At 64.3% G+C, this 13,249-nt stretch carries 5 protein-coding genes and 2 pseudogenes; 2 read left to right on the top strand and 5 right to left on the bottom strand.

The features are described 5' to 3' along the window. Positions 1-91 precede the first annotated feature (91 nt). The 3 genes from H590_RS16840 to H590_RS16835 all read right to left on the bottom strand — a co-directional run bounded on the left by H590_RS16840 (position 92) and on the right by H590_RS16835 (position 4,936). The gene (locus tag H590_RS16840; RefSeq protein ID WP_036982577.1) at positions 92-988 is read right to left on the bottom strand and encodes a replication-associated recombination protein A; all 897 of its coding nucleotides are present in this window, start codon (positions 986-988) and stop codon (positions 92-94) included. Positions 989-1,391: 403 nt separating this feature from the next. Further along, positions 1,392-3,308 carry an ATP-binding protein gene (locus H590_RS18125; RefSeq protein WP_161626034.1) on the bottom strand — a complete coding sequence of 639 codons (1,917 nt, stop codon included), beginning with the start codon at positions 3,306-3,308 and terminating at the stop codon, positions 1,392-1,394. Further along, positions 3,305-4,936: a UvrD-helicase domain-containing protein gene (locus H590_RS16835; RefSeq protein WP_245569822.1), complete on the bottom strand. Its 1,632-nt coding sequence runs from the start codon at positions 4,934-4,936 to the stop codon at positions 3,305-3,307. Before H590_RS16835 ends, H590_RS18125 begins: the two co-directional genes overlap by 4 nt. Before the next feature lie 261 nt (positions 4,937-5,197). Between H590_RS16835 and H590_RS19240 the strand changes: the two genes are divergently transcribed. Further along, entirely contained in the window at positions 5,198-5,617 is a 420-nt protein-coding gene (locus H590_RS19240; RefSeq protein ID WP_245569821.1) for a hypothetical protein, read from the top strand. A gap of 1 nt (position 5,618) precedes the next feature. Here the strand turns inward: H590_RS19240 and H590_RS0113170 are convergent, their stop codons facing one another. Beyond that, entirely contained in the window at positions 5,619-12,356 is a 6,738-nt protein-coding gene (locus H590_RS0113170; protein ID WP_028703888.1) for a DEAD/DEAH box helicase, read from the bottom strand. Next, positions 12,353-12,901, bottom strand: a pseudogene (locus H590_RS17570) (class I SAM-dependent DNA methyltransferase); the annotation flags it as partial. The pseudogene H590_RS17570 and the gene H590_RS0113170, both read right to left, overlap by 4 nt. 121 nt (positions 12,902-13,022) lie before the next feature. Here H590_RS17570 and H590_RS18120 point away from each other — a divergent pair. Continuing rightward, positions 13,023-13,249: pseudogene (locus H590_RS18120) on the top strand (IS1380 family transposase); the annotation flags it as partial.

The following is a 13,249-nucleotide window of genomic DNA, read 5'->3' as shown; positions in this document are numbered from 1 at the left end:
CTCCGTGGTCAGGAGAGTGAGTGTGGTAACCCACATCCTGCCCGGAGGTCTTCGCTACCTCACCCGTTCACAACCTCCCGGGGAAGTACACCTAGGGATCGGCCATCCCGACGTCCTCGGAGGCGAACCGCACCACCCGCCGGGCGATGAACAGCGGGTCCTCGCCGCCGTCCAGCATCCTCGCCAGCCAGTACAGCGCCGCGTCGGGGTCGGATCCGCGCATCGACTTGTGGAGGGCCGAGATGAGGTTGTAGTGACCCTCCTGCGCCTTGTCGTAGGCCGGTGCGCGCTTCTGGGCGACCTCGGTGAGGGTGGCCATGTCGATCGGGCCCGGCAGTGCGAACAGCTGCTCAACCAGGTTGAGCAGGTAGCGTCCGTCGCCGTCGGCCATCGCCACCAGTGCGTCGCGGGCGTCGTCGTCGATGGGGAGGGTGGTCCCGGTGAGGGCCTCCGCGCGGTCGATCAGGGTGTCCAGCGCCCGGTCGTCGAGGCGTTTCAGCACGTAGACCTGACAGCGCGACAGCAGGACGCCGTTCAGCTCGAAACTGGGATTCTCGGTGGTCGCCCCGACGAGGATGATCGTGCCGTCCTCGACGTAGGGGAGGAAGGAGTCCTGCTGGGCGCGGTTGAACCGGTGCACCTCGTCGATGAACAGCAGGGTGCCCTGTCCGACCTCTCGACGCCGGGACGCCGCCGCGAACACCTTGCGCAGATCGGCGACCCCGGAGAAGGTGGCCGACAGTGGTTCGAAGGCCAGGCCGGTAGCCTCGGCCAGGAGTCGGGCGATGGTGGTCTTCCCGCAGCCAGGCGGACCCCACAGGATCATCGAGACGAGCCGGTGGTCGGCGACCATCCGTCCGATCGGGCCGTCAGGAGACAGCAGGTGGTCCTGCCCGACGACGTTGGCCAGGCTTGTCGGGCGCAGACGGTCGGCCAACGGTCGGGAGGAGTTGTCGACCTCGAACAGTGAGGGCGGATCGGAACGCATGACTCGGCCTTTCTTCCGGCTCACCCTACGATCCTGACACGGGGTACTCACATCGGTGTGAGGTCGGCAACGCAGACCGCTCCAGTGCCCCTCAGGCTCCCCCATCATCCGTCGCCGTACACCACTGGCGACAGACTCAGACGGCCGGCTGGAGGCGCGCAAATCGATTTGCGGTACTCCGCAGTCGGCACCCTCTAATTATTGCCAGAATTTGCCGTATATGGACTACTCAAAACCTTCCTAATCGATTCACCGAAGACCGATGAGTCATTCAGCAATCGACGTCTTAGAATCGCAGATCACGGCATGTCCTCGCTGAATTCACCGAGCGGCGAGAGTGGATACGCGCTCTGACCAATAGTCCTCGCACGAGATCGCGCTTTATTCCTCACCGCCAACATGCTCACCTGAATATCTGGCGGAGCGCAACAGACAAGTCATTACCGGTCCCGTCCATCAGGTTATGGACAACCGACTCGTGGGAAAAGACTCTAGAAAGCAGGACCTTCGCATCTTTCTCTTCACGTTTAATTGCGCGCTCCGATAATGATGTTGTGCAATCCGTTCCATTCCGGCAAGACAGGCTGGCTTTCGCGCATGTTCTTGGTATATCCAAGTAGTTCCATTCATCCCCATTCTGAAAGTACTTGAACCAATTCAGAAAATTGCCTAGATCAGCATAGGCTTGAACTACTGCAGTCTCTGTCAAGTAGTTCTCAAGTTCTCGGCGGTCCAAAAGGTGCACGAAGTCACTGCTACTTCTAGAATTTTTCGACCAGTCAAGGTATTTTTTAGCAGCGGGCTTCAACTTGGCATTCGGACCATCCTTGTCGCTATCTAGAAGATACCAACCTTTCGCACGTATTGGGTTCAGCCGATTCTCCCAAAGCTCTGCCGCTCCGCATCCACCCATTGGGATAAAACAGAGTCCCCCAGCCGCCTCTAGTTTTCTTATGTCCGCTATCGTATCGGGATAGACAGCTGCGATACCATCAGTAAGATACCGAAGTGACTCAATATCATTCTTCCCCTCGACATATAGGAACTGCGACACGGAAGTGTGGGAGAATATCCCCATTGACTGAGACAGTTTGCGCAACAGCACTGCCGGCTTCTTCTCATCTCCTGCTACCCACAGTCTCTCCCTATTTTTGCCGACCTCTAAATACCTAACCGATTCAATTGGAAGATCTCGCACCAGGTTAGAACTGTGCGTTGTGATAACCACTTGACGGCCATCGAATTCAGAAATCTCGCGAAATACTTCAATTGCCTCTCGCTGAAGATCCGGATGGAGCGCTGTTTCAGGTTCCTCGACAGCGATCACCACACCACGATCATACTTTTCGGAGTCTACGGTGTCTATCCTGTCGATATCTGCATGAAAGAAGCTCAGCAGCACGAGTCTTCTTGTGCCACTTCCATGCTTGTTTAGTGCTACACCTACGTCATCTACGAACTGGACCGCAGAGAACGCCTTCTCCCAGTTTGGTTCAGTCTCGATGGGAGATAGGCTATCGGCCAACCCCGGATCAATCTCAGCCAGCTTTGATACGACCCTCCCGAGGAGATCAGAAATCTCTTCTCTGATTTCTTGGGAAAGCTTTGCCAACTGGTCCGTTCGGCGCCCTAGAACGGCTTTTACCGCAAGTTTTGCTGGATCCTGAGCGATCTGGTCAGAGTCTGTACCTTGCCTATCAGCTTCAAAAAGCTCAAACATTGGATAGTAGCGCTCAAGCGATGTCGCAATTTGCTTTCCATCCTCAGCATCAAGTGCCACGAACTCCTCCTCGTCCGTGGCCTCATGATTCGCCGTCCATTTATCCCAGATTGCCCTTCGTATCTGCTTATTGACTCGCTTATCACTTACTCGGTCAAGAACACCCTCGTCTTTGGCGATACGCTTGAGTTCACCGTTCTTTGCCGCGACCAACGGTTTTGATTCGTCCTTGATTGGCTGGAGCGACTTCGCATATACAGTTGGTTGAGTCTTCCCCTTTTGCCACCGTTTCTCGACAGTTAGACCTCCACTAGAGTCCAGCAAGAACTCTTCCTCGAGGGTTGTCTCTACGGTGCTATCGATCACTACTCGTTCCGGAAGCGAGGTAAAGCACAGACAAACACGTATCTCATCAATGCCACCTACTGAATAGTCTCCCGGATCAGGCTTATGTGAGTCTAGGAACATTCTGAGAGCCGCAAAGACAGTGCTCTTACCAGCATCATTTTTCCCTGTAAGTGTTGTGAAATTCCCGAATTCTAGATGGACCCGGTTCTTGTACGCCCTCAGACCCTCGATCTCAATCCAGCGTATTTTCACGATCGTCCTTCCGTCGAGGACTCGCCGCTTATCGCATTGACGACGAGCTCATCTCTTGCCCTTGACGCAGCGACATACAGGAGCGATCGCTCCCTCTTCCGGGCATCAGCCTTGTCCTGATCGCTGAAGTCATAGCTGCGGGATGCGCTGGAGTCTGCACCGGTCAGATCCGCATCGAAGAGGATCACCCTGGTGAACTCGGTTCCCTTGGCGCGGTGCATGGTCATCACCACCGGTTCCTTCCCCGTGGCTGGCCCTCGATCCACAGCCTTGGCCGGAACTCCGCGTTCATTGAGCCCGGAAACGATCCGGTCTCTTTGATTACGGTCTCTCACCAGGACAGCGAAGGCCTCAGCTCGTCCAGTGCCACTTGCCTCCTTGATCCAGCGCATCAGCGTCTCGGCAGTGGCATCGAGTTCTTCAATGAACCCGGAGCACCGGCGCACCACCGGATCCATTCCATGTCTGGCCGACCGGTACCCGTCGGTGCCGTCCTCGTCCCCCTCGAGATCGTCGTACTCGACACCCGCCAGGATTGCCGTCGCCCATCGAAGATTCTCGGCCGTCGTGCGGTAGTTGAGCGTCAGCTTCCTGGACCGCCCACGGGTCGCGATCCCGTAGTGGGACAGGACGAGCTTCTGACCGTAGATCCGCTGATGACCGTCCTCGGCGATGAAGATGTCATCGGCATGCTCCCCGACGAGCGCCCGCACCAGCATCCAGTGAGTCGGCTTGAGATCCTGCCCCTCGTCAACCAGGACGTGATCGGCCGGCCGACCCTCATGGTCAGCCACCTCGTTCAGGTACTCCGCGGCGATTGCCGCCTTCTCCGCGAAGTCCGCACAACCCTGGAGAGCCTCTTCCTCCCGGTACCGTTCCACCGCCTTCCAGACCGCCTGACGTGCCGAGCGACTCAACCGCACGCCACGGCCGGGCCGTCGCACGCGCAGGTACTCGGCCTCCGTGGTGATGCGGTTCGGCAACACCACCAGCTCGTACTCGGTCTCCAGGAACTGTGGCTTCGCGGCGGCACCCAGCTGCTCCCTCAGCCCGGATGTCTCCTGGACAACCTGACGCCAGAGATCCCTGGGCAGCCGGCCGCCCACGTCGGTCCTCGCCGCACCCAGCACCTTCTCCACCGCCGTCGCAATGCGCGCGCCGGCTCCGCGAACCACGGCCGACGCCAGGGCGTCGATCCCGTTGACGTAGACGCCGTCACCACCCAGCCCCGGAGCCAGCTGAATCCCCGGATCCAGACGCGTCAGGCTCTCCTTGAGCTCATCGGCAAGGTTCCTGGTGAAGGTCGTGAGCACGATTCGACAGCCGGGATCTGTCCTTGCGAGACGCCGGGCACGGTGCACCACGACAACCGTCTTCCCGGTCCCCGCACCACCCGCCAGCCGGAACGAGCCATTCGTCCTCTTGTCCACCCAGGTGCGCTGCACCGGGTGCAGGAAGACCCTCCAGGCACCGAGGTCGCCCTCCTCGATGACGCGTCTCAACTCGTCGACGCCGTCAATCGGGGCGAACTCCATTCGGCTCGCCGGCCTCTTCAGCGCCTCGATCATGTCAGCATCGTTGGCCTCAGACCCTGCCGCGGCTTGGTCGAGTTCCAACTCCTCGCGCACCTGATCCAGTGAGCTGCCGGTCGCCAGAGCCAGCAGCGCCTCCGACTGCCAGGTCGGGGCAGACTCCACCAGCTGCCCGAAGGCGCGATCATCTGTCGCCCGCACGGCTCGCCGAGCCAGCCCCGGCTCGATGCCAAGACCCTCCAGTTCCGCAACGGAGACCTTCAGCAGAGGATCTGCAGTCGCGGGATGGACATCCGGACTCGACGCTGCAGCGGGGACGCCATCCCTCGCCGGAGCGGCCTCCCCCACATGATCGGCATGAGGATCAGCACCAGCACCCGCCCCGACACCTCGGTCAGCCCCCGAATCCGCCTTCGGCACCTCGGCAACAGCATCCGCCTCGGGAACGGCCGCCGCCTCGGCCCGCACGATCTCCACGATCCCGTTCACCGGGTTCATCCAGAACTTGGCGGTTCGCGCCTTCTCGATCGCCTCGTCATGCATCCAGATCCCATAGACCACATAGGCCGGATGCTCCCCCGCCAGTTTGAACAGCACCGCGCGGTACTTGTCGTCGACCCGTCCGGTCCGCACCCGCTTGTCCACCGAGCTCTTGATCGTCTCGATGTGCAACCCGGGAGCGGCGTCATCCTTGGCGAGCTTCTCCAGGAAGGTGTACGCCTTCTGTTTCACCGACCCATCAACCTGATGCGCCTGCTTGGTCATGATCAGCATTGACTCAGCCATCGGTCCCCCTCACTGCCTTGACGATCGCCTTCACCTCGGCCGGGACGAGCCGCCAGCCCTCATGCTGGAGCTCCTCCGCGTCCCCCTCCTCGGGCTCGACAACCACAACGATCTTCTCAGATGGCCACGACAAGTCTGTGGGGATCCCGGCGACCTCCTCGCCCGATTCCGGCACCGAGACACCGGCATCGGCCAGTTGACGCACCAGGGGGGCGACGGACTTGTCGACGTTGCCGAGGACGGCCTGCCACTGTCCGACCAGCTCCACCGGGATCGCCGGATCGGGCACCATGAAGTCGGCGCGCGCACGAGACGGCGTACCTCCTCCAGTCAGGACAGGGCCTCCGGACAGCTCAGAACTCCCGGCCGCCGCCAGCGCCCCGGCCTGCGACGAGGGCGCTGCCGCTGCACTGCGACTGGTCCGTACCGACTCCACGGTGACGACATCTGTGTCGTCCGGCGTCCTGGCGATCAGCGCATTGGAGATCTGCAACCACAGCCGCCAGGAATCGGCGAAGGTCTCGGACCCCACCGACGCCGTCCGGTCGTCCAGCACCACGCAGATCCTCATATTCATCACGTTCTGGGCGTCGACCAGCACGCCGACCTCCCCGCGGTGCCACCAGAATCCGCCAGATGTCTGCGAGGGAACGGCCGGTTGCCCACAGATCAGCCCGGCCGCCATCTCCGGCAGGGGCATGGCCTCGTCGAGGTACACCCGCCGGGCCCCGGAGTTCCCGCCAGTGATCATGAAGTACGCCGGCACGGCGTTGCTGAACCGTCGAAGATCAGCCTGACTTCCACCGGAGACGACGTAATCCAGGAAGGCGAAAGGCCCGCTGGTAAGCGCATCGGCGGCGTCCTGGCTGAACCCGAACTGAGTCCGCAACGGCCCGGTGATCTGCTCGTTGAGCCAGGCCGGCGGCGCGACGCGGGAGCCTCCGGAGGCCCTGCGCGCCGCCTCCTGCTCGCAGTCCGCCATGGTGATGGCGAGCACCTGGTCCCCGCCGAGCCTCAGTGCTGCCCGTTTCTGGGCGTCATCAGCCACTCGGTTGTGCTCCCTCGTGGCGTGGTAGCGCAATCCGTCGGTGAAGATCTCGACCTGCGGGATCCCCGACCCGAACAGCCGGAAATCGGGGCGAGCGCCCAGGACATCGACCTGAGGCTGGATCCGGAACTGCCGGTTCCCGGCGCTCACAGTCATGACGTTTCCGGTGGGCCCGGGGACCTCGTGCACCATGGCGACCCCCTCGAGTCCTGCGCGAGCCTCCACCCGGAAGCGCTGCTCGAGTGCGGACTCGTCGCTCGGATCAGTCGCCACAGCGGCGTCAGCCCGCTTCCAGGCCATCTCCTCGGTGGGCTCGGGACCGTCGACAGATCCGGTCAGCAGCACACGCAGGTGCCGCTCGGCCGCCATCCGCGAGATGTGCGGCACCGCCTGTGGAGACGCATATGGCAGCAGGCATCGGTGACACGCCAGTCTCCCCTCGGCCTGGCACTCGCAGTCGTGGACCCGCCGCCACGCGCTGTAGAGCATCTGCCAGACGTCTCGTGGATTGGCGAGTTTGGCCAGGTACCCCGTTCCCCCTGGTACCTGATCATGCAGCAGCAGTGATTGCTGCGGCGTCTCGCCGGGGGCGGTCGGATCAGAGACCACCTCGACCCCGATGTGATCCGGCGATCCTCCGAACTCGGAGCGCAACCCCATGAGGACGGCAGCCGCCAGGCTCGGTATGGCGAAGCTGTCCCCGGTGGTGATGGACCATGGCAGGGGCAGCAGCACCCCCTGGGTGGTCAATGTCCTCGACAGGGCGATCGCCCGATTGTGCTCCTCCGGCGCATCGCGGTACTGGCACCAGGGCGCGTGCTCGGCACGGGAGTTCGCCCGCGACTGGGTGTCGAGGTGGCCACACCCCTCACACACCCGGAACAGCGGGGCGATGTACGAATCCCCGGCGATCATCCGCTCGGAGCCCTGCTCCTGGCGCTTGCCGAGATTCAGCCATCGCAGCGTCATCCCGTTGACGAGTTTGGCACCGAACTCGGAGCCCTCGACGAACCACTGGTGTGCGATCCGGGCCTCGTCGACGTCGGCGGTGAGCACCATGGTGTAGTTGGCATTCACCCTCTCGTCGGAGGAGTCGGTGATCCGGCAGGAGTCCCGGTTCACATTGGCTGAGGCCTTCTTGAACTCCACGACCTCCATGCGGTTGCCGGAGTCCCCGATCCCAGGAGTCCCGCACCGTGGGCACTCGGTGATCGTCTCCTCGACGCCGCTCTCGGTGAGGTCCTTCCCGTAGCCACACTGGGGGCAGAAGACCCAGTTGCGAATCTCCTGACCGTCGGGCCCCAGATCCACCGAGTCGATCCTCACGGCGTAGCCGTGGGCGTAGAAGGTGGAACCGGGAGCGAAATCACGCAGGGCGATGGCCGATCCGCGCTGATAGCTCACCGGTTCGTGCTCGTATGCGCCAGAGTCGGGATTGAACCAGCTCATCGCGACGTCGAGGGTCACCGAGTCGTCCAACAGGGTGTAGTTGGGGAACAGCCCGACCCTCTCCAGGGTGGAGATCCAGTACTCGGTACCGGTCTCGGCGATCTCGCGGTTCACCTGGCGCAGGGCAGACGTGGCCGTCCGTTGCTCTGCCCGGCGTTCCGCTGTGTCGTCGGTCCGCTCGTCTGCCCGGTCCAGCTGACCCTCCACGAGCGCAAGCTCTGCCGTCGCAGCCTGCAACTGGTCGACGTCGTCGCTGGCCTGGGTGACCGTGGCGCGCTGGTCCAGCTCCTCAAGGACGCTCATGATCTGGTCTTTGCGGTAGCGCAGCGCCTCCTGCTCGTGATGCCAGGACTGCGCTGCACCGTGCACCAGGGCCGCCAGGTCACTGCTGCCGGGTGCAGACCCCGGGTCGGCCCAGGCGGTGAGGGTCTCCCGTGCGGCCTCATCGACCCGGCCGTCGAAGGTGGCCAGGAAGGCGGCCAGTCGCCCGGGCTGCTCGGCGGCGCTGATGAGATCACCGAGGTACTCGCCCGGCTGGGAGTTCATCGCCTCGCCGATGGAACGCGGGTGGTGCTTCTCGATGTCGTCGCGCGCCATCCCGTCGGCAATATGGGCCAGGTACTGCCGCTTGAGGATCTCCTCGGCCGACAGGTAGGTGGCCGGCGGTTGGACCTCGCCGTTGATGAGGGACTCCGGCTCCCCCAGCCGGGGCAGAAACTCTCCCCGGCCACGGACATAGGCCATGTCCAGGGAGTTGCCGGTGAGGCGTCCGGCGCGCCCGACCCGCTGCAGATAGTTCGCGACCCGACGCGGCAGCCCGGCCAGGAAGACCGCCGACAGGTCACCGATGTCGATGCCCATCTCCAGGGTCGGGGTGGCGACCAACACGTTGGGCGCGGCGGGATCGGTGGAGCCGCGCTTGAACGCCTCCTCGTACTCGGCGCGGGTCTGGTTGCTCAGCAGGGAGGTGTGTTCGCGGGAGACCACGCGACGCATGTCGCTGGACTCGTAGAGATGCCGGTACGCGTTGTCCGGGTCTCCTGCCTCGGGGCGCAGGTGGCCCGGGCACCGTGACGACAGGCAGGGCCCGTCGCGCAGGTCCGCGACGGTGTCGGGGGATCCGGGGTACGGGGTCCGGCACACGTCACAACGCAGCAGGATCCGACCGGTGGCCACGTCCTGCGCGTCCGCGGCTCCCACAATGACGTGGTCGGCGCGGATCTTGTAGACGGTGTGGTCGCCGGTTCCGGTCCGCACCGACGCGATCACTCCGGCTGCCGCCAGTCGCACCAGCAGATCCTTGGCCAGCACCCCGCCCAGTCGGGGTGGGACGCCGAGCACCCGCCGGGTCCAGTCGGCATACCAGGACTGGGAGCCTGTGACGGGGTCGAGCAGCATGGTGTCTGAACGCCGGTCCCTGCGCGCCCGCGGCGTCCTTCCTCCGCCGGTGTAGGGGAACCCGGGTGCGGCCCGGCCGGTCGGAAAGGCCGGCATCCCGCCTGTCCGCTGGGTCGGGGTGCGGCCTCCCCACAGGAAGTACCGTTGGCCGTCGTGGTCGATGAATCGGTCGAACCACTCATGATCGATGGCGCCCTGGGAGCGCATCCGCTCCAGGACACCGCGCACCCATCGGACACGCACCTGCTGGGAGAGATCCGCCAGGGGTTCGTCCATGCGGTCCTGATTCAGATCGGCGAGAACCTGCTGGGCGATGGCGCCCAACTCCGTGCCACTCTCGGTGCCCACATGAGCCCAGGCTGAACCGGTGCGTTCCAAGGTGCGGCCGAAATGGCTCGACAGGGCGAACTCCATGATCGCGTCGAAGAGGAGACGCCGCCGCACCCTGTTGCGAAGCCCGCTGTGAATCCCCGACCAGCTCGATGAGGTCCAGAACTCGGCATTCTCGGGATTGCTCGCCAACTCCACGGGAAGGATCCGATAGCGCTTGAAGACGTCGTCGCGAGCCAGTTCGAGTACCCGGTCGGTGAGCTCGTTGAGGTTGAGTTGTTCGTCGCCGAGGCCGTTGCGGAGCACGGCGCGCAGGGTGATGGAGTGGGATCGGGCGGAGATGAACCCGGCGTGGTGGGCGGCGTCCTGCACCGAGTCGGCGAAGACCAGGGCCTTCTTCTCCCCGGGGTTGATGGTGGGGCTGCCGAACAGGTTCGACATGGTCACCGAGAGCAGGGTGGCGATGGCCGAGCCGAGGAACCGGATACCGTCACGCTGCTGGCAGGAGGGGCAACGATCATCGCGGGACTGGTCGTCGGCGTCCTCCCCGGTGAGCATCAGGACCGGGATCACCGAGCCATTCCGGTAGGCCGGGTCATCGGCCTCCGGACGCCGGGAGGAGAAGTGGCGGGCCAGGGTGTCGAACCACATCAGTCGTGAATCATGCTGCCCGCCGGATTCCGCCTCCTCCTGTTCGGCCTCGCGGGTGGCGCTGATGAGGGCACGGAACCGGTTGCTGTGACTGGCGTGACCGGTCCGGATGTGGTCATCGTTGGCGGTCAGATCCGCCCCGGTATTGGCGAGCTGGACACCCCATCCGGAGCGGCCGCAGTGCCGGCAGTAGACGGCGGGGAACCAGGCGAGGCTGGCAGCAGTGAAGTCATCGCCCGCCCCGGCTGGAACGCCGTCGTCGGACCAGTGGTACCGGACCTCGGTGCTGGCCTCACGGTCGATCCGGGACAGTTCACGGATCCACAGGTGGGTCTCGGTGCTGATGGCGTCGCGGTCGGGCTGGGCGCGCAGATGGGCGAGTGCGGAGACCAGATCAAGGAGGAACAGGACGCGATGATCATGGGAATCGGTGTCGGTTCCCTCGCCGGGGAACAGCTCCTTGTCGTCGGCAAGCCGATCGATGTGGGTGGCTTCGGTGGTCCTGGTGACGAGGCTCCGGATGAAAGGGTGGGCTGCGGCCAGGGCGAGCAATCGGTCGTGGACGTGGTCGTGGGAGCCAGCGCGGTCCGTGGAGGCGTCCGGAACCTCGGAGCCAGAGTCGCCCGAGGAGGCGTGCGGATCCTCGGGTTCGTACATACCTTTGAGGACGGCCTGACAGATCGCGGCGGCATCACCGCCGGCCCGCTCGGCGGCGTCGTGAATCTGCCGGGCCCCGCTGGTGGTGATGGTCATCGGCCGCAGCGTCACCTTCTTAGCTCTGGAGCCCACGCCGTGCGCCCACTCGTCGATGGCTTTGCGGGACTCGGTGACCACGCAGTCGGTGTCGAAGGGCTCGCCGAAGATGGTGGTGGCGAAGTCGACCATCTGCTGGCGGCCGGTCTCCGATCCTCCGCCAAGGGTGGCGGAGGTGCCGACCGGGGTGATCCGCCCCAGCGGCCTGGCCCACTCCTCGGCGGTGTGGACGCTCGGTGAGAGGTCGCGCTGGCCCTGCTGGGTGTCGTGGTCCTGCGGGGTGTCGCCGGGTGGCGACCAGTAGGACTTGAGGGTCAGGCCGAGGCGGCGCAACAGCATGGCGACATCGGTGCCCTGGGCACCGTCATAGGTGTGGAACTCGTCGAGGACGAGGTACTGGAGGCTGTCGGCGGACTCAGCCCAGATGCGTTGGTCCGCGGGGCGCAGCAGTAGTTGGTCGAGCATCTTGTAGTTGGTGAGCAGGATGTCGGGCGGGTCCGAGCGGATCGCCTCGCGGCTCGTGATGATCCCCTCGGCGCTCATGGTGGTCCGCTGGTGGGTCTGGTCCCCGGTGTAGATCGCGGCGGTGACCCCGGCCCAGGGGTTCTCCGCGGCCCGGTCGCCGGGGGCGCAGATGGTGCTGGCCAGCCGGGATGCCTGGTCGGTGGCCAGGGCATTCATCGGGTAGAGGAAGAGGGCTTTGACGCCGCGCTGGCCGGCGCGTCGGGCCCGGGCGGCGTGGTCGAGGACCGGGTAGGTGAAGGCCTCGGTCTTGCCCGACCCGGTGCCGGTGGTGATGAGGGTCGGCAGCGGACGGCGGTGGGCGGAGTTGAGCCTGGCGAAGGCGGCGGCCTGGTGTCCGTAGGGGGTGAACTTGTCGGGCACCCAGGACAGGCCCTCGACGGAGCGCCGCGGGGCCGGCTGGAAGGGCAGGCTGGTGCGGATGTACGGCCCCTTGAACAGGCCATCGGTGGGGTCGCTGAGGAACGCCTTGAGAGCGGTCTGCGCATCCCCGTCAGCCAGCGCGAAGGTCGTGGTGAGGTACTCCTCCAGCCGGTTCTGGAGAGCCCTGGCCTCGCGGGGTGGCAGCAACTCGCTCATGACACGCTCTTCTCCTCGGCGTCGACTGACCTCTCAGCTCTCATGAGGGCCAGACGCCGTTCGAACTCCTGGTAGGCGGCGGTCATGTCGGCCTCACGGTCGTAGGTCTGGAAGGGCAGCTCGTAGCTGTACTCGTGGCCGGACGCATTGGTCGCGGTGCGGTCGCTCCAGGAGAGGTAGTCCCCCTTCTTCTTCCAGACCTGCTGCACGCTTGTGGGAACCAACCGTCCATTGGCGTCATAGAAGTAGTTGGTCCGACGGCTCTGCCCGTGATCGTAGTCATAGAGCACCGCGAACTGAGTGCGGTAGACGGTGCACAGCTCCTCTGCAGGGATCCCCAGCATGAGGGCCACCAAGGCGTCGATCTCCACCAGCGCCTGTCTACGGTCGGAGTCCCGTCGGAGCGGAGTGTCCACGGTCCAATGGGGGGCCACATCGCCAAGGCCTGTGGTCGTGTGGTCCGTGGCGGTCCAGGAGTCGATGGTGAACGCCGTGTTCCAGCACTCGGCCCACAGATCGGCATAGGCGTTGGTCAGGCAGTTAACCTCGGCGTTTCATCGGTGAGTGCCGGAGGTGTGGTCGCCGGGTAGGCGAAAGTGCTCCTGACTTGGCAGGATAGGGCTTGTATAGAGTCCGAATCCGTCAAGGTCGAGGAGCACTCCCAAGGTGAAGGCTACCGGGTCGTATCCGCGTGTTCATGTCGATGCCGCGCCCGTGGCCGCAGCGGGTCAGGCCGGTGGGGTGCTGCTGGTCGAGACGATCCGCGCCTCCGGGTTGGACCGGGAACTGAGCAGGGCCCTGGCCCGGTGGGCCACACCGTTGACCGTCCATGACCCGGGCAAGATCCTGTGCGATCTGGCCCTGTCCCTGGCTGTGGGCGGTGACTGTCTGTC

The organism is Acidipropionibacterium jensenii DSM 20535 (assembly GCF_000425285.1).
GTDB lineage: Bacteria > Actinomycetota > Actinomycetes > Propionibacteriales > Propionibacteriaceae > Acidipropionibacterium > Acidipropionibacterium jensenii.
This window is presented reverse-complemented; position numbering and strand designations above follow the sequence as displayed.